The 21,517-nt window shown below is 35.0% G+C and carries 17 protein-coding genes, 1 tRNA gene and 1 pseudogene; 11 read left to right on the top strand and 8 right to left on the bottom strand.

What is annotated here, in order from left to right:
• Window positions 1-139: 139 nt before the first annotated feature.
• The 3 genes from pal (at window position 140) to ACGH6Q_RS05165 (ending at window position 1,632) form a co-directional block, all read left to right on the top strand.
• Window positions 140-619 carry a peptidoglycan-associated lipoprotein Pal gene (pal, locus tag ACGH6Q_RS05175; protein WP_034914778.1) on the top strand — a complete coding sequence of 160 codons (480 nt, stop codon included), beginning with the start codon at window positions 140-142 and terminating at the stop codon, window positions 617-619.
• 67 nt (window positions 620-686) lie between these two features.
• Window positions 687-1,424, top strand: a complete 738-nt coding sequence (ybgF, locus tag ACGH6Q_RS05170; protein ID WP_034914776.1) for a tol-pal system protein YbgF — start codon at window positions 687-689, stop codon at window positions 1,422-1,424.
• 132 nt (window positions 1,425-1,556) lie between these two features.
• Window positions 1,557-1,632, top strand: a tRNA-Lys gene (locus tag ACGH6Q_RS05165).
• 401 nt (window positions 1,633-2,033) lie between these two features.
• Here ACGH6Q_RS05165 and ACGH6Q_RS05160 read toward each other — a convergent pair.
• Together ACGH6Q_RS05160 and ACGH6Q_RS05155 are read right to left on the bottom strand one after the other, a co-directional pair.
• Window positions 2,034-2,240 (bottom strand): annotated as a pseudogene (locus ACGH6Q_RS05160) (IS3 family transposase); the annotation flags it as partial.
• A gap of 15 nt (window positions 2,241-2,255) precedes the next feature.
• On the bottom strand, window positions 2,256-3,086 hold the full coding sequence (locus ACGH6Q_RS05155) for an IS3 family transposase (protein WP_411592199.1): 831 nt from the start codon (window positions 3,084-3,086) through the stop codon (window positions 2,256-2,258).
• 262 nt (window positions 3,087-3,348) lie between these two features.
• Here ACGH6Q_RS05155 and ACGH6Q_RS05150 point away from each other — a divergent pair, with 262 nt between their 5' ends.
• Window positions 3,349-3,600, top strand: a complete 252-nt coding sequence (locus ACGH6Q_RS05150; protein WP_034911286.1) for a YfhL family 4Fe-4S dicluster ferredoxin — start codon at window positions 3,349-3,351, stop codon at window positions 3,598-3,600.
• Between the two features lies 1 nt (window position 3,601).
• Here ACGH6Q_RS05150 and ispH read toward each other — a convergent pair whose 3' ends face one another.
• The 5 genes from ispH to folE all read right to left on the bottom strand — a co-directional run bounded on the left by ispH (window position 3,602) and on the right by folE (window position 9,749).
• On the bottom strand, window positions 3,602-4,549 hold the full coding sequence (gene ispH / locus ACGH6Q_RS05145) for a 4-hydroxy-3-methylbut-2-enyl diphosphate reductase (protein WP_065589775.1): 948 nt from the start codon (window positions 4,547-4,549) through the stop codon (window positions 3,602-3,604).
• Window position 4,550: 1 nt separating this feature from the next.
• Window positions 4,551-5,036 (bottom strand): signal peptidase II, encoded by a 486-nt coding sequence (gene lspA / locus ACGH6Q_RS05140; protein WP_411592187.1) that lies wholly within the window; start codon window positions 5,034-5,036, stop codon window positions 4,551-4,553.
• A 90-nt stretch (window positions 5,037-5,126) separates the two neighbouring features.
• Window positions 5,127-7,934, bottom strand: coding sequence for an isoleucine--tRNA ligase (ileS, locus tag ACGH6Q_RS05135; RefSeq protein WP_411592185.1), 2,808 nt, complete (start codon window positions 7,932-7,934; stop codon window positions 5,127-5,129).
• Complete coding sequence (gene ribF / locus ACGH6Q_RS05130) at window positions 7,921-8,910, bottom strand: bifunctional riboflavin kinase/FAD synthetase (RefSeq protein ID WP_174799196.1); 990 nt, start codon at window positions 8,908-8,910, stop codon at window positions 7,921-7,923. The genes ileS and ribF overlap by 14 nt, the downstream gene beginning before the upstream one ends.
• 179 nt (window positions 8,911-9,089) lie before the next feature.
• Window positions 9,090-9,749 (bottom strand): GTP cyclohydrolase I FolE, encoded by a 660-nt coding sequence (gene folE / locus ACGH6Q_RS05125; RefSeq protein ID WP_034911276.1) that lies wholly within the window; start codon window positions 9,747-9,749, stop codon window positions 9,090-9,092.
• A 202-nt stretch (window positions 9,750-9,951) separates the two neighbouring features.
• Between folE and polA the strand changes: the two genes are divergently transcribed.
• The 6 genes from polA to asnB all read left to right on the top strand — a co-directional run bounded on the left by polA (window position 9,952) and on the right by asnB (window position 18,600).
• Window positions 9,952-12,723 carry a DNA polymerase I gene (polA, locus tag ACGH6Q_RS05120; RefSeq protein WP_085165603.1) on the top strand — a complete coding sequence of 924 codons (2,772 nt, stop codon included), beginning with the start codon at window positions 9,952-9,954 and terminating at the stop codon, window positions 12,721-12,723.
• Between the two features lie 281 nt (window positions 12,724-13,004).
• The gene (gene gltX, locus ACGH6Q_RS05115) at window positions 13,005-14,435 is read left to right on the top strand and encodes a glutamate--tRNA ligase (protein WP_174799202.1); all 1,431 of its coding nucleotides are present in this window, start codon (window positions 13,005-13,007) and stop codon (window positions 14,433-14,435) included.
• A gap of 54 nt (window positions 14,436-14,489) precedes the next feature.
• Window positions 14,490-16,103, top strand: a complete 1,614-nt coding sequence (locus ACGH6Q_RS05110; protein WP_296302897.1) for a YdbH domain-containing protein — start codon at window positions 14,490-14,492, stop codon at window positions 16,101-16,103.
• An 11-nt stretch (window positions 16,104-16,114) separates the two neighbouring features.
• On the top strand, window positions 16,115-16,300 hold the full coding sequence (locus tag ACGH6Q_RS05105; RefSeq protein WP_034911268.1) for a YnbE family lipoprotein: 186 nt from the start codon (window positions 16,115-16,117) through the stop codon (window positions 16,298-16,300).
• 102 nt (window positions 16,301-16,402) lie between these two features.
• Window positions 16,403-16,747, top strand: a complete 345-nt coding sequence (locus ACGH6Q_RS05100) for a YdbL family protein (protein WP_411592182.1) — start codon at window positions 16,403-16,405, stop codon at window positions 16,745-16,747.
• A gap of 179 nt (window positions 16,748-16,926) precedes the next feature.
• Entirely contained in the window at window positions 16,927-18,600 is a 1,674-nt protein-coding gene (gene asnB / locus ACGH6Q_RS05095; RefSeq protein WP_034911264.1) for an asparagine synthase B, read from the top strand.
• An 80-nt stretch (window positions 18,601-18,680) separates the two neighbouring features.
• On the opposite strand, the gene satP is transcribed toward asnB, so the two are convergent.
• Window positions 18,681-19,259 carry an acetate uptake transporter gene (gene satP / locus ACGH6Q_RS05090; RefSeq protein WP_411578771.1) on the bottom strand — a complete coding sequence of 193 codons (579 nt, stop codon included), beginning with the start codon at window positions 19,257-19,259 and terminating at the stop codon, window positions 18,681-18,683.
• 229 nt (window positions 19,260-19,488) lie between these two features.
• Between satP and dnaK the strand changes: the two genes are divergently transcribed.
• Window positions 19,489-21,405, top strand: a complete 1,917-nt coding sequence (dnaK, locus tag ACGH6Q_RS05085) for a molecular chaperone DnaK (RefSeq protein ID WP_065559975.1) — start codon at window positions 19,489-19,491, stop codon at window positions 21,403-21,405.
• The last annotated feature ends 112 nt before the right edge of the window (window positions 21,406-21,517 follow it).

Raw genomic sequence — 21,517 nt, 5'->3', positions numbered from 1 at the left:
ACATTGCAATTATTAAAATTGTGTAAAGTTTAAGGTCGTTATAATATATTACTCTAATCTTTTAGTCCCATAACGGGCGTTACTTAAAAGTTGGTTAGATATATAAATAGAATTTATTCAAACAACAGGAGTTTATACAATGCAATTTTCTAAATTTCTTAAAGTAGCAGCGGTTGCTTTACCATTAATCGCTGTAACTGCTTGCTCATCTAATAGCAGCCAAACCGTTAGTGGTAATTTAAATGGTGCTTTATCAAAAGAAGCCTTAGAGCAACTTCAAAAATTACAACAAATTAATACAGTTTATTTTGACTTTGATAAATATAATGTTAGATCTGAATATGCAACATTATTAAATGCACATGCTGAATTTATTCGTACAAGTAACATAAAAGTTGTTATTGAAGGTCATGCTGATGAACGCGGTACTCCAGAATATAATATCGCATTAGGTGAACGTCGTGCTGCTGCAGTTAAATCATATTTACAAGGTAACGGTGCTTCTGCAAGTCAAATGGAAATCGTTTCTTATGGTAAAGAAAAACCTGCTGTGTTAGGTCATGATGAAGAAGCGTATGCTAAAAATCGTCGTGCAGTAGTAACCTATGTAGGATACTAATAACATCTTATAGCGGCTGATTATTCAGCCGTTTTTAATTTTAAGTTTACACTGAGTCTTATATAATATGCATAAAAAAATACTCACATTACTTTTATTCCTTTTATTTACTGGTTGTGCAGCAAGTAGTTCCGACATTGATCAAACGGTTCAAGCACAAGGACAGCTATTGATTGAAAACCAACAAAAAATTAGCGATTTGCAAGCAGATGTAGATACTCTTCGTGGTCAGTTAGAAGAGACAAAATATCAACTTAATCAGATAATTGAACGCCAGAAAATGATTCTTCAACAAATGACTAATAGTTCAGGATTTTCTTCAAATACCGATTTTGATTTACAAGGAGAAGGATATAGTTCAAAAACATCTTCAGATCCTACTTTGTCCAAATCTTCATCAGATTTATCTGGATGGGTAACTACTGGCGATGATAAAGCGGATTATAATTTTATAATCCGATTTGTTAATGAAGGCAAGCAAAATAACGAGGTTATTGATGCCTTTAAAAAACATCTGAAATCTTATCCAAAGTCTAGTTATCGAGCTAATGTTAACTATTGGCTAGGTCAGCTTTTATATAAACAAAGTAAAAAAAATGATGCTTCATTTTATTATGCTACTGTAGTAAAAGATTTTCCGTCTTCTTCCAAAGCTGCTGATAGTCTTTATAAAGTGGGGTTAATTTTACTTGATAAAGGAGATACCAAAAAAGCTAAAACTGTTTTTCAACAAGTAGTGAATAAATACCCAAAAGATAAGAATGCGGTAGTGCTTGCTAATAAAAAGTTAGCGTCACTAAAATAAAATGTATAAATAATCAGCGATTAGAAAAATGTAGCAATAAAGTGGTTGCGTAGTAATACAATTGTAAGTATTATAGCACCCCGAAATTACTTATCGTTTCAGCTGTTAAGCGCACAGCCATTTTTAACAAATGGGTCGTTAGCTCAGTCGGTAGAGCAGCGGACTTTTAATCCGTTGGTCGAGCGTTCGAATCGCTCACGACCCACCATTATTGACCTTTAAAATTTAACCGATAAATTTTTTCCAATTAAAGCAAGCAATAAGTTTTATAAGTTTTTGGGGAAAATGGTCTTAGCAAAATATTGATAGATATTTTACAATAACTTCCTTTTTATATTGAATTAATAATATCAGCTGCGCCTAAATAAGAAAGAACTCTCTTTAGGTTTTATACTCCTATCTTTTGAATCGCTAATTACTTGCTGATTCTAAATAAATACATTTAATAGTATAAAAACTTTTGCTTAACACATCATATTTTATAAGAGTGCTGGGCTAAATTGGGATTTATCGGAATAAATGCCTGTATAACTATCCCCTAAAATAGTACAGCAAAAAAGTAGAAAATTCTCAATGATAAAAGTAAAAGGGGTGATCCTCGCCAAAATATTAGACAGTGCCCGCCTCTATCATTTTTTCGTTTTGGTAATATTGTTGTTCATATTGTTCAGGTGATACCCAGCCATTGGCTGAATGACGGCGTATCCGATTATAATAGATTTCAATATATTCAAATAGTGCTTTATTAGCCTGCTTCCTCGTTTTGTAGTAACAGTCATGAATAATATGTGTTTTGGTATGTCCACACTTTTTAGTACCAAAAAGATAAGGTCATCGATTTCTTTTGTATTCAATCGGCGACTGGTAATTTAATGTTGAATGAATTCGATTATAATTAAACCAATCCACATAGTGATTAAATTCCAATTTAAGTTGCGCCAGTGAATCAAAAATAGTATTTGACACAAATTCTGTTTTCACTGCTTTGAATGTGCTTTCTGCAATTGCGTTATCATAGGGGCAGCCTTTGCGACTTAACGACCGTTTAATTCCAAATGCTGTTAAACATTCATCAATTAAATGATTATCAAACTCTTTTCCTCTATCAGAATGAAACAACTCAATCGTCTGTAAGTTCATTGGAATTTGACTCATAGCTTGCATGACCAGTGCCGCTGTTTTATGCCTGCCAGCACTTCGCCCCACTATTTCTCGATTACTGATATCAACAATTACACAAAGGTAGTGCCAACGTTGTTTAACCCTTACATAGGTTAAATCGGTCACCAATATCTTTCGTGGTTGACCTATATTAAATTCTCGATTCAGTTCATTCCCCACCAGCGATTCATTGCTTTTTTCTGTATGAATACAATATTTTTTACAGGTGTATTTCGAAACCCAGCCATTTTTCGCCATGATTCGACCTATTCGGCGTCGAGATACGGTTATGCCTTGCTTTCTCATCTCTGCTTGCAAACGCCTTGTACCATAAGCACGATAATTAGTATTAAAAATTTCACCCACTATTTCACTCAGTGATATATCTTGTGATTGCTGCGTTAATTGCCGTTGATAATAGAAACGATTTCGGGTTACATTTAAACATCGACATAATGCACGTAAGCTGTATCGATGCTTATTATGTAAAATTAACTCGATTTTCTTCCCATTATCAACGCCGCTTGCTTTAGGATATCATTCTCCATTAACAAGCAAGGATAGTAACTGAAGAATGATTAGCCATCTATAATAGTGAAAGACTTCATGTTGAATATAAATACGAAAACAAGCAGTATGATTTTCTAAAAATTCTTTGCAAAGATTGAACTACTCAATAAGCGATAATGCGATCTTTATTCGGATTTATTGGTGATTACGCTATAATGGCGCTAATTTTTTAATTAGTAAAGTTAGAATAGCAATGGCGTTAAAAATAACCAATAAATGTATTAATTGTGACATGTGTGAGCCTGAGTGCCCAAATGAGGCAATCTCAATGGGGTTTGATACTTATGAAATTGATCCCAATAAATGTACAGAATGTGTCGGTTATTATGATCATTCGACTTGTCAGCGAGTCTGCCCTATTCAAAATGCCATTATTGCGGATCCTGAACATATTGAAACAAAAGAAGAGTTATTAGTAAAATTTGAGGGGCTTAAGTCTTCTTAACTCAGTTTAATTTAATATCAATTCGAAGTTCTTTTGGAATTTCAAAAGTGATATTTTCTAAAATGCCATCTGTCTCAATAAGCGATGTACAACCTAAGTTTTTTAAATGATCAATCACCTGCTGTACTAAAATCTCAGGCGCAGAAGCTCCTGCTGTTACGCCGATCGTATGTGTGTTTATTAACCACTCTTTTTGGATGTCAGATGCAAAATCAATTAAATAAGCTTGTTTGCTGTTTCGCCTTGCTAGCTCGGCTAGGCGATTTGAATTAGACGAATTTTTAGAACCTACGACTAAAACAATGTCTGCGCGTGATGATAATTGTTTCACTGCTTGCTGGCGATTGGTTGTGGCATAGCAGATATCATTTTTGCGTGGGCTGCGAATATTAGGAAAACGTTTTTTTAAAGCATCTATAATTTGAGCCGTATCATCAACGGATAACGTTGTTTGAGTGGTAAAGCAAAGATTATTTTCGTTTTTTACCTGTAGCTTTTTTACATCATCAATTGATTCGATTAAATAAATACCACCTTCGGGATTGCTATATTGTCCCATTGTACCATCTACTTCAATATGCCCAGCATGGCCAATTAAAATAACTTCTTCACCACGATAACTCGATCTAGCCACTTCCATATGTACTTTGGTTACAAGTGGGCAAGTGGCATCAAAAACACGGAGTTTATGTTGTTTGGCTTCCTCACGGATAGCTTTAGACACCCCATGCGCTGAAAAGATAAGAATTGAGTTATCGGGTACTTCGCTAATATCTTCAATGAAAATTGCCCCTAATTCTTTTAGGCGATTAACGACATAGCGATTGTGTACTACTTCGTGACGGACATAAACTGGTGCGCCAAACAATTCTAGTGCGCGTTCAACAATTGTGATAGCACGATCAACACCAGCGCAAAAACCGCGAGGATTGGCCAAAATAATTTGCATACTATACAGTCTTCTTTGGTTTTTTATAATTACTGAAAATAAATAGTCCAATACCAACGCAGATTGCACAGTCAGCAATATTAAAAGTTGGATAGTGCCAGTCACCAAAATTGACATCTAAAAAGTCAATCACAAATCCATGATAAAGACGATCAAATAAATTACCTAATGCACCGCCTAAAATCATTGATAACGACAAGTTCTCTAATTTTTGTTGGCGAGTGTTGCGGTATAACATACGTACTATCACGGCACTGATAATTAAAGCGATAGCAGCAAGCATCATACGTTGCCCTTCAAAAATGCTAAAGGCAGCGCCAATATTGCGTACATAAGTGATAGAGAAGAATGGCAAAAAATTCACTGATTCAAATAGCGAGAAATTATTTATAATCCAAAATTTACTTGCGATATCAATGATAAAAACAATGATTGCAAATAATAACCAGTAAAGTCCATTATCTTTTTTCATATAGTTTGTGCTCATTATTATGTTTCCGCCGACAATCGTCGGCGCAAAAGGTACTAGATTGCTTAAGGGATTGGCATAGCTCCATTTAATTTACTAAATAGGTTGCTATGCGAAATGCCTTACCTCGCCTTTGCCGTGAATGTTTTCTTCACAACGCTTACATAAATGTGATGTTGGCTCATTATCGATGGTATAGTGCCAGCAACGAGGGCATTTATCACCTTGTGCTTTAGCAAGTTCAATTTTTAGTCCTTGAATATCGCTTTGCACTGCATTTTCAGGTGCTTCTTGTAATGGTTTTACGCTAGCTTGTGATGTTAGTAATACAAAGCGTAATTCGTTTTCTAATTTAGCTAATGTTGCTGCAATATCTTTATCAGCATAAAGCGTAACAGCAGCTTCAAGTGCACCACCAATCACTTTATCATTACGACCTTGTTCAAGCACTTTATTCACTTCGCTACGAATGGCTAAAATCTGAGCCCAATATTCGCTATTTAATGCTTCGCTTTCTGGCAATGTAAATAGTGCTGTATACCACTCATCTTCAAAAACAAATTCTTGTTTATCAGCCATTGGCAGATATTGCCAAATTTCATCAGCAGTGAATGATAAAATAGGTGCAATCCAACGAACCATTGCTTGCGCAATATGATATAAAGCAGTTTGGCAACTGTGACGGGCAATACTATCACTTTTTGCTGTGTATTGGCGATCTTTAATAATATCTAAATAGAATGATCCCATTTCGATTGAGCAAAATTGCATAATACGTTGTACAACTTTATGGAAATCGTAATTTTCATAAGCCTGAATAATTTGTTCTTGTGCTTCTTTTGCCATACTAACTGCCCAGCGATCAAGAACAACCATATCTTCTGGTTTTACCATATCTTTAGTTGGATCAAATCCATTTAAATTCGCCAGTAAAAAACGTGCGGTATTACGAATACGGCGATAACTATCGGCAGCCCGTTTGATAATTTCTTCCGAATAACTCATTTCGCCTGAATAATCGGTCGATGCAATCCATAGGCGTAAAATATCAGCCCCAAGTTTGTTCATCACTTCTTGTGGTGTCACAATATTACCTAGTGACTTAGACATTTTACGGCCTTGACCGTCAACCACAAAACCATGTGTTAATACTTGTTTATAAGGGGCTTTATTATCAATTGCTGTTGATAACATTAATGAAGACATAAACCAACCACGATGTTGATCTGAACCTTCTAAATAAAGTTCTGCATCATGTCCTTCAAATTCAGGGCGTGCACGCACAACAGAAGAGAATGTTGATCCTGAGTCAAACCAAACATCTAACGTATCAGGTACTTTACGATAATCATCAGCATCAGGACCTAAAAGATCTTTAATATCAGCATCCCACCAAGCTTGAATGCCATCTTTTTCAACTAACTGTGCAACTTTTTCAACTAATGCTAGTGTATCAGGATGAAGTTCTTCGGTCTCTTTGTGAACAAACAACGTCATAGGTACACCCCATGTGCGTTGGCGAGAAATACACCAATCAGGGCGATTAGTAACCATAGTTTCAATGCGCGCTTGTCCCCAATCAGGGATCCAACGAACTTGTTTAATTTCTTTTAATGATTGCGTTCGCAGACCTTGTTTATCCATGCTAATAAACCATTGTGGTGTAGCACGATAAATAACCGGTGTTTTATGACGCCAACAACATGGATAGCTATGTTCAATATTTTCAAAGTGTAATAGTGCGTTATGTTCTTTTAACATTTCAACGACAACTTTATTCGCTTTAAAGACAAATAACCCATCGAGACCAGCGCCCGTTCCAGGCAAGTAACAACCATTACCACCAACTGGATTTGCCACTTCAAGACCATATTTTTGACCGACCATAAAGTCTTCTGTACCATGTCCTGGTGCGGTATGCACAGCTCCTGTACCTGCATCAATTGTAACGTGTTCGCCAAGTACAACTGGTTCATCAAAATCAAGGAATGGGTGTTTAAAACGTAACAACTCAAGAGCATTACCTTGGCAGCTACCTAATACTTTCCATTGGTCGATATTGGCACGTTGCATCACAGACTCAACTAAATCAGTTGCTAAAATTAAGCACTCTTTATCATTGATTTGAACAAGTTGATATTCAAAATCGGCATTTAAAGCTATCCCTCGGCTAGCTGGTAATGTCCAAGGCGTGGTTGTCCAGATAACAGCATAAATGGTTAAATCAGTATTGATACCAAATTTATTTGCTACAGCTTGATTATCAACAGCTTTAAATTTCACATCAATTGCTGGCGATGATTTATCATAATATTCAACTTCTGCTTCGGCTAAAGATGACATACAATCGGTACACCAATAAACAGGTTTAGCGCCTTTAACTAAATGACCGTTTTTTATCACTCTACCTAACGCACGGATAATATTCGCTTCGGTATTGTAGTCCATTGTACGGTAAGGGTTTTGCCAATCACCTAGTACGCCCATACGGATAAAATCAGCTTTTTGTAGTTCAACTTGTGAAGCGGCATAATCGCGGCAAATTTGACGAAACTCAGCAGGTGTTACTTTTACACCTGGTTTTCCTACTTGCTCTTCAACTTTTTGTTCAATCGGTAAGCCATGACAATCCCATCCTGGAATATAAGGGGAATTATAACCGCTTAACCCTTTTGATTTGATAATAATATCTTTAAGGATTTTATTAACGGCGTGACCAATATGTAGTTTTCCGTTTGCATAAGGAGGGCCATCATGCAGAATAAAGTTTTTTTTACCTTTTTTGACCAAGCGAATTTTGCGATAAAGTTCTTTATCGTACCAATTTTGTAACATTGCTGGTTCGCGTTTAGCAAGATCACCTCGCATTGGGAATCCAGTTTCCGGTAGATTCAATGTATTTTTATAGTCTGTCATGCTGATTTATTCCAGTTAAATGTGTTGATACTACTTTATTATTGGTTAATTTTGCACTGATCTTTTTCGCAGTGCAAATATCTTGTGTAATTTGTTGTTTTAATTCTGCTAATGAGTCAAATTTTTTCTCATCGCGTATTTTTTTGATGAACGTTATGTCTAAATATTGTCCATATATATTACCCGAAAAGTCAAAAAGATTTACTTCAAGTATTGCGGTTTTTCCATTAATAGTTGGTCTTATCCCAATATTGGCAATACCGTTATAATGCTGATTATTGCAGATATTTTTGACTTTAACAAAATAGACTCCTTGTAGTGCAGGCTTTTTTCGATGTAAGTGAATATTTGCTGTTGGAAATCCCAATTCCCTTGCTAAAGCATTGCCATGAACTACGCGACCTTGAATTGTATAATCACGACCTAATAGACAATGAGCCAATTCAAAATCACTATTCAAAAGTGCTTGGCGAATAGCAGTACTACTTATACGAAAATTATTCCAAACAAATGTTGGTATGCTTTCTACTACAAAATCATGATTTCGCGAATATTGTTGTAGAAGGTTGATATCCCCTTTACGTTCAAATCCGAACCGAAAATCATCACCAATTGTAATGTATTTAGCTTGTAGCTTATTGATCAACCAATCTTGAATAAAATGATCGGCAGACATATTGGCAAAAGTTTGGGTAAATGGAATAGCAATAATATAGTCGATACCTAATTTTTCAATAAAAATAACTTTTTCATGAAATGAAGTTAAACGTGACGGCGCATTATCTTGGGCAAAAAACTCTAGTGGTTGCGGCTCAAATAACATCACAACAGTGGGAAGATTGAGTTTTTTACCTTGTTTAATAATATGGTTAATTAATTGTTGATGTCCTAAATGCACGCCATCAAAATTTCCCAAGGTTAGAACACATTGAGAAAACTGATTTTTTAGATTAGTTATACCACGGATAATCTTCATGAAAACAATGTTATTTATATTAAGTAACCAAGAATTATACCAATCTTTCTTGAAGATGCACGCAATATAAAGTTAGATTTTGTCGCTTTTCTTCAAGCATTTTCACTGTTTGAGATAAAATGCTAAGTGACTCGGTCATACTTTAAACTGTTGTGATTCAAACATACCCATTTATAAAATTAATAATGGTTTAGTGCTCGCAAAAATTCTTGCCTTGTGCTTGGGTTTGTTTTAAACCCGCCTCCGAGGGCAGTTGTTGTTGTAATACTATTGGAGTCTTTAATGCCTCGGGCTTTAACGCAATAATGGGTTGCATCAATAGAAACCGCTACATTAACCGTACCTAGTAGTGTTTGTAGTGCCACTAAAATTTGTTGTGTTAATCTTTCTTGTACTTGAGGACGTTGGGAAAAAAAAGTTACAATTCGATTAATTTTCGATAAACCAATGACTTTATCTTTGGGAATATAAGAAACCGTTGCTTTACCGTCTATTGTGACAAAATGGTGTTCACAGACACTAGTTAGTGTAATATCGCGAACCGTTATCATTTCATCAACTTGCATTTTATTTTCGATTAACGTAATTTTTGGAAAATTTTCGTAATAAAGACCAGAAAAAATCTCATCAACATACATTTTCGACACGCGGTGAGGAGTTTGTGCAAGGCTATCATCAGATAGATCAAGTTCCATTAGCTTCATAATTTCACGAAAATGCGACTCGATTTTTGCTTTACGCTCATTATTATCTATAACTAGACGGCATAATGGTGTTTCAAGATTTTTAGCTGCAAGGGCTTCTTTGACTTTTTGCGCGGCAGGGCTTAATTGTGTCATTTATTACATACTCAAGCGAAAATGAATGCGTTATTATATAACACTCATTGCGCAATATACAGTTGTTTACACATGATTTTATACTGAAACATAGTGTTACCTGAAACTTTTTTACATTATATTGTTGACTTGGTAAGAATATTATTGCCAATTAGGTGTTATACTATCAGCCATTAAATTAAATAATGTTTAGGTAACCATAATGCCAAATAATACACCGATTATTTTAATTGATGGATCATCTTATCTTTATCGTGCTTTTTTTGCTTGTCCACCATTAACCAATGCTAAAGGTGAGCCTACAGGCGCTATTTTTGGTGTGGTTAATATGGTTCGTAGTTTAATTAATCAGTACAATCCTACACATATTGCCGTGGTTTTTGATGCAAAAGGAGGATCATTTCGCAATGAGCTTTATAATGAATATAAAGCCACGCGAGATGAAATGCCTGAAAATCTTCGTCCGCAAATCGAACCTATTCATACTATTTTGAAAGCCATGGGATTACCATTACTTTGTATTGAAGGTGTTGAAGCAGATGATGTAATTGGTACATTAGCAAGACAGGCTGAGAGGGAGAATCTAGAAGTATTAATCAGTACTGGTGATAAAGATATGGCACAGCTAGTGAGCGATAGAATTACATTGATTAATACGATGAATAATACCCAATTAGATTCACAAGGGGTAATAAAGAAATTTGGTGTTCCGCCAGAAAAAATTATTGATTATTTAGCTTTAAGAGGCGATTCGTCTGATAATATTCCTGGCGTACCAGGTATAGGTGAAAAGACAGCACAAAGTTTGTTATCTGAATTTGATGGTGTAGAAGATATTTATAATCGGTTAGACGATATTGAAAAATTGAAGATCCGAGGCGCTAAATCTTTAAAACAGAAATTGATTGATAATCAAAATGATGCCGATCTTTCTTATTTACTTGCAACAATCAAAACTGATGTTAAGTTAGATTTTTCCAATGAACAATTATTGGTAGGTGATATTGATGTTAAGGCTCTAGTTGAATTATTTAATTATTATGGTTTTCATCGTTGGCAAAAAGAATTAATGGCTGGTACTTTTTTAAATCAGCAGAAAAATCAAGTTATAGAAGGTGATGATAATTACTTCATTCAAGAAGAACAAACAACAACACAAAAAAGAGAGACTGATTACCAGTGTATATTAACTGAAAAGCAATTAGATGAATGGATCACAAAATTAACAAATAGCGGACTATTTGCTTTTGATACTGAAACAGATAATGTTGATCACGTGCATGCTAAATTAGTTGGTATATCATTAAGTGTTGAACCTCATCAAGCGGCTTATATTCCACTTTCTCATCAGTATTTAGGTGTTCCTAAGCAATTACCACTAGATGATGTATTAGCTAAATTAAAACCAATATTTGAAAATCCAGAAATCAAAAAAATTGCCCAAAATGCAAAATTTGATTACAGCGTGCTAGCAAATTATGGCATAACCATACAAGGGATTGCGTTTGATACTATGATTGAATCTTATGTATTAAATAGTACTGACCGTCATGATATGGATAGTTTGGCCAATCGTTATTTGGATCATAAAACCATTACTTATGATGAATTAACTAAATTTGATAAAATTCAGGTTACTATTGATAATATTGATGTGGAAAAAACCACACAATATGCTGCTGAAGATGCTGATGTTACCTTACAATTGCATAATAAATTATGGCCAGATCTTGAAAAAGATGAAAAATTAAAAGCTCTATTCACAGATATTGAAATGCCTCTCACCACTTTGATAGCAGAAATGGAACGAACAGGCGTTTTGATTGATGTCAAGTTATTAAATAAACATTCTAGTGAATTGAGAAAGAAATTAAACGAAATTCAAGAAACGTTACAATTGTTGGCAGGTGAAAAATTTAATCCAGCATCACCTAAACAGATTCAAGCTCTTTTATTTGATAAACATCAATTACCAGTTCTCAAAAAGACACCAAAGGGCGAACCATCAACCAGTGAAGATGTTTTGAGTGAGCTAGCTAATCAATACGAATTGCCACGCATGATCTTGCTTTATCGTAGTTTAGCTAAGTTAAAAAATACCTATACCGATAAATTGCCATTGATGGTTAGTCCTATCGATCATCGTATTCATACCAATTATAATCAAATTGGTACTGTAACTGGGCGATTGTCGTCAAATGAGCCAAATTTACAACATATCCCAGTGCGAAATGAAGAAGGGCGACGAATTCGCCAAGCTTTTATTGCACCAAAGGGATATAAAATTATTTCGGCAGACTACTCGCAAATTGAATTACGGATCATGGCGCATCTATCACAAGATAAAAGTTTACTTTATGCTTTTTCTCATGATAAAGACATTCACCGTGTTACGGCTAGTGAAATTTTGGGTAAAACTGAATCTGAAGTGACTTCTGAAGAGCGAAGACGTGCAAAAGCGGTTAACTTTGGATTAATTTACGGTATGAGCGCCTTTGGTTTATCCAAACAAATTAATATTGCGCGTAAAGAAGCTCAGTTTTATATCGATCGTTATTTTGAGCGCTATCCAGGTGTTCAAGCGTATATGGACCAAATTCGCCAACAAGCTGCTGAACAAGGTTATGTTGAAACCCTATCTGGTCGACGTTTATATCTTCCTAAAATAAAATCAGGAAGTGGTATTGAACGACGCGGTGCTGAGCGTGCTGCCATTAATGCTCCAATGCAAGGTACAGCGGCTGATATTATTAAAACAGCAATGATTAAGGTAAGCGAATGGATAAAAAGCTTGCCTGTAGGTAATATTAGAATGGTTATGCAAGTACACGATGAGTTAGTATTTGAAGTAAAAGAAGAATTAGTTGAGCAATATAAAGCCCAAATAAAATCGATCATGGAAAATTGTTACCAACTATCTATACCATTAAAAGTGGATGTAGGTGTGGGTGATAATTGGGATGAAGCACATTAATCATACTAAATTCGTACTAAATAATTCAGCCTTATCTGTCTAGTTAAGGCTGATATTATACTTAAACGTATACTTTCCTGAAACTTTTTAACAAGTTAAATTAACCTGTTAACTATAATGGAACTATTGCCGAAACCTTTCGGCGTGTTAGAATAAGCAACTAAATTGAATCGATACAAACATATTATTCTGCTTGTTAATATATGGCAGAATCAAAGGAAATGGTGCTGGTATTCGTGTTGTTGTTAAAGCTCTATTTTCGTTATTATTAGGATTATTTCATGAAAATCAAAACCCGTTTTGCACCTAGCCCAACAGGCTATTTACATGTAGGTGGTGCTCGTACAGCACTTTATTCTTGGCTTTATACTCGCCATGCAAAAGGTGCATTTGTATTACGCATTGAAGATACCGATCTTGAGCGCTCAACGCCTGAAGCGATTGAAGCAATAATGGAAGGTATGAATTGGTTAAAATTATCATGGGACGAAGGTCCTTATTATCAAACTAAACGCTTTGATCGTTATAATCAAGTCATCGATGAAATGTTAGCCAAAGGCACAGCTTATCGTTGCTACTGTTCTAAAGAACGTCTTGAAAAATTGCGTGAAGAACAGATGGCAAAAGGTGAAAAAGCGCGTTACGATGGGCATTGCCGTTGTGCTTCAGTACAACAAGAGCATACTCATGATGAGCCACATGTTGTTCGTTTTGCTAACCCTACTGATGGCACCGTTATTTTTAATGATTTAATCCGTGGTCCAATTGAGATTGCTAATAAAGAGCTTGATGATCTTATTATTCGCCGCACTGATGGTTCACCAACTTATAATTTCTGTGTCGTTGTTGATGATTGGGATATGGAAATTACCCATGTTATTCGTGGTGAAGATCACATCAACAATACACCACGCCAGATCAATATTCTAGAAGCATTAGGAGCGCCAATTCCTAAATATGGTCATGTATCAATGATTTTAGGGGATGATGGACAAAAATTATCTAAGCGTCACGGAGCGGTTAGTGTCATGCAATATCGTGATGATGGTTATTTGCCCGAAGCATTACTTAACTATTTAGTGCGTCTTGGTTGGTCACACGGTGATCAAGAGATATTTTCTGTTCCGGAAATGATTAGTTATTTTTCATTAGATGCGGTTAGTAAATCAGCCAGTGCCTTTAATACTGAAAAATTACTTTGGTTAAATCACCATTATATCAACCATCTTGATGCGGATTATGTTGCTCAACATTTAATTTGGCATATGAACCAACAAGGATATGATTTATCACAAGGTCCTGATCTTATCACTATTATTAAGTTATTTGGTGAACGTTGTAAAACGCTTAAAGAGATGGCTGAATCATGTGCTTATTGCTATCGAGATTTTGAAGATTATGATGCCGATGCGGCTAAAAAACATTTGCGCCCAGTCGCCAAACAGCCATTAGAAACAATTAAAGCAAAAATTGAAGCTATTGCTGACTTTGATTGGCAAATTGATAAAATTCATCATGCGATTGAAGCAACTGCAACCGAGCTTAATGTTGGTATGGGTAAAGTTGGCATGCCATTACGCGTTGCTGTAACAGGTATCGGGCAATCGCCATCGGTTGATGCAACTGTTTTTGCGGTAGGCAAAAAACGAGCGCTTGCTAGAATTGATAAGGCTTTGGCATATATTAATCAACGTGAGCAATCTCAAAATTAATATATTTACTGCAGGGAAATCCCTGCAACCCTTTTTGTCAAAGTGAGAACTTCTATGGTTCGCTTAAAAAAACGCTATTGGATCTTACTCAGTATCTTATTTTTCCTCATACTGTTTTGCTTGTTTGGATGGCATTATTGGCAGACTTTCAAGCAGAAAAATGGGATTATTGTCGATTGGCATGGTGCTAGCGTTGGCTTTAAAGGTCTTACTTTTGACGAACTTACTGTCAGTAAACCATCCCAAGTTTCTATAACTGCTAAAAATTTATCAATTTCATTATCGCAGTTAACTGCAAACAATTTAGATATTTATTGGCAACCCAATGAATCTGAAATAGCTTTAGAAACTATTGAAAACACGGTTGATACAACGACTGAAACGCTTAATCAATCTGATCCCGATCTCTCTTTGATTTCAACTATTATTTATTGGTTACCTAAAACGATTCATATAGATACACTGCGATTTTATGAACAAAATAAAGCGAGATTAGATTTAAAAGTTGATATAAGTAAACAGCAAGAAGCAATACAACTTAATTTATCAACCAATACCCAAGAAATAACACAATTGTCTGCCACTTTGTTGTTTAATCAACAGGCTTTGCGGATTGACATACAAAACGGCCTTTTTAAAACATCCCTAAATCAATTTGGTTTACAAAATAGTAATTTAGTCTTACCGTTTACTGGATGGCTATCTAGTCATCAATTGGAATTAATAACTTCGGATAAAGCATCAATTAGTTTAGAAAAAGCAAATCTTTCTGATGATTTAATCCTTGGTTCTTCCAATGGGGATTTCAATATTCAACTTAAATCAAACATTCCATTTGATAGTAACCAACTATCTGCTATAGCAACATTAACCATTAATAAACTCAATGGTATTTATAAAACTAGTGAAATCAAATCGGTTACAGGCGATATCAATATTATTATTAAAGATAACCAATTTACTATTTCAACACCGGTATTAAATATTCAAGAAGTAAATATGGGGATCGCTTTTGAAAAGATTAAATTAGTTGGAAGCTATTTAGCTTCGTTTAAAGCACCAAACAAAGGAACGGTTACATGGAAAAAAGCTCAAGCTAATATCTTCTCTGGTTTGGTTTTTATTGAAGAAAATAAATTGAATTTAGCTAAATTACCCCAACAATTTAATTTAAGGTTAAAACAGATACAACTAAAAGATATTTTTAAGCAATATCCTTCTGAAGGGCTTGCTGGTGATGGTGCAATTGATGGAGTTTTACCTATTACGTTATCAGAGATAAAGAAAAAGGGTGAAACAGCTTTAAAATTTGTCATTAACAATGGCAAGTTAGTTACGATCAACGAGGGTTATTTACAATTTGAAAATTCTGCTCTTAAAAGCTATGGGCAAAATAACCCCAATATGAAAATACTCACTGATATTATTAAAAATTTTCATTATACTAAGTTACAAGGCTCAGTTGATTACGCTAATGACATTGCCAAATTAAAATTGAATATTCAAGGCAGTAATTTGGATGTCGAAAATGGCAAAGCGGTTAATTTAAATATCAACCTTGAAGAAAATATGACTAAATTGCTCATGAGTTTACAGTTATCCGATCAAATTAGTGAGCCAATCCGTAAACGTATTGAAGCTTATTTAAAAAATAAATCTTCAAAATAAGGGGTTATTTTATGGTACGAAATGTTATTGCAATTATAATATTAGCAGGTGTATTAACGGGATGTTCACCAACAGTTAAAGTTCAAGCACCGAGTGAACCAATTAATATCAATTTAAATGTTAAGATAGACCATGAAATTAATATTAAGGTTGATAAAGCTTTAGATAATATAATCAATAAATCTGGATTATATTAATTAATAAGTTTTATTTTTATCTGTCTTTTTGATTATAAGTATTAAAAACCCATACTCACATTTAAATAAATAAAATATGATGTATTTATTAAGGAGTCTGTTATGAATATCTGTAAAAAAGCAACCTTGGCATTATTTTCAGTTATGTTATCTTTTTCTGCGTTTGCATTAAATTTAGATCAAGCAATAGATTCATTAAGCCAAGCCAAAGCTCAAGGGATAGTTGGTGAACAGGCTGATGGTTATTTAGGTGTAGTGAAAAACGAAGGTAACGCTTCTGAAATTGCGCAATTAATTAATCAGGCTCGTAAAGAACAATACCAAAAAGTATCAGCTGAAAGTAATGTCCCTTTAAATGAAGTAGAAAAAAAGGCCGGTAGTAAAGCGCAAGAAAAGACCCCAGCAGGTCAATATATAAAGCGACAAGGCCAATGGTTAAAAAAATAATTGCTACTTTTTTCAGTAGTAAGAAAAGTATAATCACATTATGCTTTAATTGTGTATAAATAATGTGTATTCTGTTTGTTTAAATATTTGTTTTATGTTTAACAAAATAAAAAAAAATTTATCTAGTTAGTTTTTACTTGTAACAGTATCGCTTATGCGATTTGAAATGGAGAAAATCAATGTGTTCGATTTTAGGTATTCTTGATATTAAATCAGATCCAGAACAACTACGAACAAAAGCATTAGAGCTATCATGTCTACAGCGTCATCGTGGTCCTGATTGGTCTGGTATCTTTGCGTCTGATAAAGCAATTCTTGCTCATGAACGTTTATCAATTGTAGATGTTAATACAGGATCTCAGCCTCTTTATAATAAAGATAAAACCCTAGTTTTAGCGGTAAATGGCGAAATTTATAATCATCAAGAACTCCGAAATCAGTACAAAGATCGTTATGAGTTTCAAACAGGTTCTGACTGTGAAGTGATTCTTGCTTTATATCAAGAAAAAGGTATTGATTGCCTTGATGAATTACAAGGTATGTTTGCTTTTATCCTTTATGATATCAATAAAGGCAGCTATTTTATTGGCCGTGACCATATTGGTATTATTCCAATGTATACAGGTCATGATGAAAATGGCACATTTTATGTTGCCTCTGAAATGAAAGCATTAGTACCTGTTTGTAAAACAATTGAAGCTTTCCCTCCAGGATGCTATCTATCTAGTACTGAAGGTGAAATCAAAACGTATTACAAACGTGACTGGATGGATTACGAAAATGTGAAAGACAATAAAACGGATATTAATGCACTGCGTGTTGCATTAGAAGAGTCTGTAAAAAGTCATTTAATGTCTGACGTGCCATATGGTGTTTTATTGTCAGGTGGACTTGATTCTTCCGTCATTTCAGCGATCACTAAAAAATTCTCAGCACGTCGTGTTGAAGATCACGAAAAATCAGAAGCATGGTGGCCACAGTTACACTCATTTGCTGTAGGTTTAAAAGGTGCTCCTGATCTAAAAGCTGCACAAGCGGTTGCTGATCATCTAGGTACAGTTCACCACGAAATTAACTTTACCATTCAAGAAGGTATTGACGCGATTCGTGACGTAATTTATTTCATTGAAACTTATGATGTCACCACAATCCGTGCTTCAACACCAATGTATTTAATGGCACGTAAAATCAAAGCAATGGGAATAAAAATGGTACTTTCTGGTGAAGGTGCTGATGAAGTGTTCGGCGGTTACCTCTATTTCCACAAAGCGCCAAATGCTAAAGAGTTCCATGAAGAAACCGTACGTAAATTAGCAGCACTGCATATGTATGATTGTGCACGTGCGAATAAAGCAATGGCGGCTTGGGGCGTTGAAGCTCGAGTACCATTCCTTGATAAAAAATTCTTAGATGTCGCAATGCGCATTAATCCAAAAGATAAAATGTGTGGTAGCAATGGCAAAATGGAAAAACATATTGTCCGCGAAGCATTTGAATCTTACTTACCTGCATCGGTTGTTTGGCGTCAAAAAGAACAATTCTCTGATGGTGTTGGTTATAGTTGGATTGATACATTAAAAGAAATTGCAGAAAGTAAAATTACTGATCAGCAATTAGAAAATGCAAAATTCCGCTTCCCATATAATACGCCAACTTCGAAAGAAGCTTATATGTATCGTGAAATTTTCAATGAACTATTTCCAGTTGAAAGTGCAGCTCATTGTGTACCAGGTGGTCCAACTGTTGCATGTTCAACTGCTAAAGCAATTGAATGGGATGAATCATTTAAGAATTTAAACGATCCATCTGGACGTGCGGCGGTTGGTGTTCATAACGACGCTTATAAAAAATAATTGATTTTAGCGATAATTATTTGATATAAAAAACGGGGAATATTCCCCGTTTTTTATTAACGATAGACTAAATTAAATTATTAATGCGCATCGCCTTTAGGTGCACCAATCGGTAAAATCGTACGACCAAATTGCTCATTAATCACTTCTGCCATTGCTAAATAAACAGCACTTGCTCCACAAATAATGCCTTCAAAACCTGCAATATGAATAATGCCATGGTTACCTGAAATATTACCAATAGCTAATAAAGCAAATAAAACGGTTAAACTAGCAAAAACAAATTGTAATGCGCGGTTGCCTTTTAATGTACCAATAAACATAAAGCCAGTAAAAATTCCCCATAACGCAAGGAAAATACCAACAAAAGTGGCATCAGATGGCGCTGTCGCTGGTGAAGTTGGTAAATACCAAATACCCACTAACGCAATCCAAAAGAAACCATAAGAAGTAAATGCCGTTGTACCAAACGTATTACCTTTTCGAAATTCTAAAATACCAGCAATGACTTGCGCAAGGCCGCCATAAAAAATACCCATTGAGACAATTACTGTCATAGCAGGAAAAAATCCAGCATTATGAATATTCAATAAAATTGTTGTCATACCAAATCCCATTAAGCCAAGAGGGCCTGGATTTGCAAGTTTTGTTTGTTCCATAAGGATCCTATAAATTAAGTAAGATGATTAAAGAGCGGCAATAATAAGTGTAGAAAACGCTATAATCAAGGTTTTAGAAAAATAATTTTTTTGTACCCCCTTGATATTAATAATAACGTTCCCATTTATGTGAAAACAAAAAACATTTCTTTGTGAAGTAAGGGCTTGAAAATTAAAATTTAAGACTTATATACAAGAAATAAAATACAGGTTTTGAGGAGAAAAGATTATGGGTAAAATTATTGGTATTGATTTAGGTACAACAAATTCATGTGTTGCTGTAATGGACAATGGTCAAGCAAAAGTATTAGAAAACGCTGAAGGCGATCGTACAACCCCTTCTATTATTGCTTATACACAAGATGGAGAAATCTTAGTTGGTCAACCAGCAAAACGTCAAGCAGTAACCAATCCACAAAATACACTATTTGCAATTAAACGTTTAATTGGTCGTCGTTTTGAAGATGCCGAAGTACAACGTGACGTTAGCATCATGCCATATAAGATCGTAAAAGCTGACAATGGCGACGCATGGGTTGATGTTAAAGGTCAAAAAATTGCACCGCCACAAATTTCTGCTGAAGTATTGAAAAAAATGAAAAAAACAGCAGAAGATTATCTTGGTGAAGCAGTAACTGAAGCGGTTATTACTGTTCCTGCTTATTTTAACGATGCACAACGTCAAGCAACTAAAGATGCTGGTCGTATTGCAGGACTTGATGTAAAACGTATCATCAACGAACCAACAGCCGCAGCGCTTGCTTATGGTTTAGATAAAGATGTAGGTAACCGAACTATTGCGGTTTATGACCTTGGTGGTGGTACATTTGATATATCTATTATCGAAATTGACGATGTTGATGGCGAAAAAACCTTTGAAGTATTAGCAACAAATGGTGATACTCACTTAGGTGGTGAAGATTTTGACTCACGCTTAATCAATTATTTAGTTGACGAATTTAAACGTGAACAAAACTTCGATCTAAAAAATGATCCGCTAGCAATGCAACGACTAAAAGAAGCGGCAGAAAAAGCGAAAATTGAATTATCATCAGCGCAACAAACTGATATTAATTTACCTTATATCACTGCTGATGCAAGTGGTCCAAAACATTTAAATATTAAAGTGACTCGCGCTAAATTAGAATCATTAGTAGAAGATTTAGTTAAACGTTCAATGGATCCTGTAAAAACAGCATTACAAGATGCAGGTCTTTCTGTTTCTGACATTAAAGACGTTATTCTTGTTGGTGGGCAAACTCGTATGCCAATGGTTCAAAAAGCGGTTGCTGACTTTTTTGGTAAAGAGCCACGTAAAGATGTAAACCCTGACGAAGCGGTTGCTGTTGGTGCGGCTGTTCAAGGTGGTGTACTTGGTGGTGATGTTAAAGATGTATTATTACTTGATGTAACTCCATTGTCTTTAGGTATTGAGACTATGGGTGGTGTAATGACAACTTTAATTGAAAAGAACACAACTATTCCAACAAAACATAGTCAAGTGTTCTCAACAGCTGAAGATAATCAATCAGCAGTAACCATTCATGTATTACAAGGCGAACGTAAACGTGCGGGTGATAACAAATCATTAGGTCAATTCAACCTAGACGGTATTCAACCTGCACCTCGTGGTATGCCACAAATTGAAGTTACTTTTGATATTGATGCTGACGGTATTTTACATGTATCAGCTAAAGACAAAAATACTGGACGTGAACAAAAAATTACGATTAAAGCCTCATCAGGATTAAGTGAAGAAGAGATTCAAAAAATGGTTAATGATGCAGAAGCAAATGCCGATGCAGACCGTAAATTTGAAGAACTAGCTCAAACTCGTAACCAAGCAGATCATCTAGTTCATTCAACACGTAAACAAGTGACTGAAGCAGGTGATCAGTTATCAGCTGATGATAAAAAAGCAATTGAAGATGCCGTAAGTGCTTTAGAAACTGCCGCTCGTGGCGAAGATAAAGCAGAAATTGAAGCAAAAATTAATGCATTAATGGAAGCTTCTAAAAAATTGCTTGAATTAGCACAACAACAAGCTCAAGCAGCTCAAGGTGCAGAAACAAATAGTGGAAGCTCTAATGCGCAAGATGATGTTGTTGATGCAGACTTCAAAGAAGTTGATGATGACAAAAAATAATCATTAATTACTATGTTTTTTAATGAGTTATTCCAACGAGTTTTAAACATGTAATACATTAAACGGGCGCGAGGTAACTCAAGCCCGTTTAGTTGTTTATAAAATCATAAAA

Origin of the sequence: Gilliamella sp. BG2 (assembly GCF_046635645.1) — a bacterium.
Classification (GTDB): Bacteria; Pseudomonadota; Gammaproteobacteria; order Enterobacterales; family Orbaceae; genus Gilliamella; species Gilliamella bombi.
The sequence above is the reverse complement of the archived record's forward strand: the minus strand, read 5'-3'. Positions and strand labels throughout refer to the sequence as shown.

Excerpts from the sequence above, each read along its gene's own strand:
- pal (WP_034914778.1), top strand. The coding sequence starts at position 140 with ATGCAATTTTCTAAATTTCTTAAAGTAGCAGCGGTTGCTTTACCATTA.
- ACGH6Q_RS05100 (WP_411592182.1), top strand. The coding sequence starts at position 16,403 with ATGAATATCTGTAAAAAAGCAACCTTGGCATTATTTTCAGTTATGTTA.
- ACGH6Q_RS05150 (WP_034911286.1), top strand. The coding sequence starts at position 3,349 with ATGGCGTTAAAAATAACCAATAAATGTATTAATTGTGACATGTGTGAG.
- ybgF (WP_034914776.1), top strand. The coding sequence starts at position 687 with ATGCATAAAAAAATACTCACATTACTTTTATTCCTTTTATTTACTGGT.
- asnB (WP_034911264.1), top strand. The coding sequence starts at position 16,927 with ATGTGTTCGATTTTAGGTATTCTTGATATTAAATCAGATCCAGAACAA.
- ribF (WP_174799196.1), bottom strand. The coding sequence starts at position 8,910 with ATGAAGATTATCCGTGGTATAACTAATCTAAAAAATCAGTTTTCTCAA.
- ispH (WP_065589775.1), bottom strand. The coding sequence starts at position 4,549 with ATGCAAATTATTTTGGCCAATCCTCGCGGTTTTTGCGCTGGTGTTGAT.
- satP (WP_411578771.1), bottom strand. The coding sequence starts at position 19,259 with ATGGAACAAACAAAACTTGCAAATCCAGGCCCTCTTGGCTTAATGGGA.
- ACGH6Q_RS05110 (WP_296302897.1), top strand. The coding sequence starts at position 14,490 with ATGGTTCGCTTAAAAAAACGCTATTGGATCTTACTCAGTATCTTATTT.
- ACGH6Q_RS05105 (WP_034911268.1), top strand. The coding sequence starts at position 16,115 with ATGGTACGAAATGTTATTGCAATTATAATATTAGCAGGTGTATTAACG.
- ileS (WP_411592185.1), bottom strand. The coding sequence starts at position 7,934 with ATGACAGACTATAAAAATACATTGAATCTACCGGAAACTGGATTCCCA.
- dnaK (WP_065559975.1), top strand. The coding sequence starts at position 19,489 with ATGGGTAAAATTATTGGTATTGATTTAGGTACAACAAATTCATGTGTT.
- folE (WP_034911276.1), bottom strand. The coding sequence starts at position 9,749 with ATGACACAATTAAGCCCTGCCGCGCAAAAAGTCAAAGAAGCCCTTGCA.
- polA (WP_085165603.1), top strand. The coding sequence starts at position 9,952 with ATGCCAAATAATACACCGATTATTTTAATTGATGGATCATCTTATCTT.
- gltX (WP_174799202.1), top strand. The coding sequence starts at position 13,005 with ATGAAAATCAAAACCCGTTTTGCACCTAGCCCAACAGGCTATTTACAT.
- lspA (WP_411592187.1), bottom strand. The coding sequence starts at position 5,036 with ATGAGCACAAACTATATGAAAAAAGATAATGGACTTTACTGGTTATTA.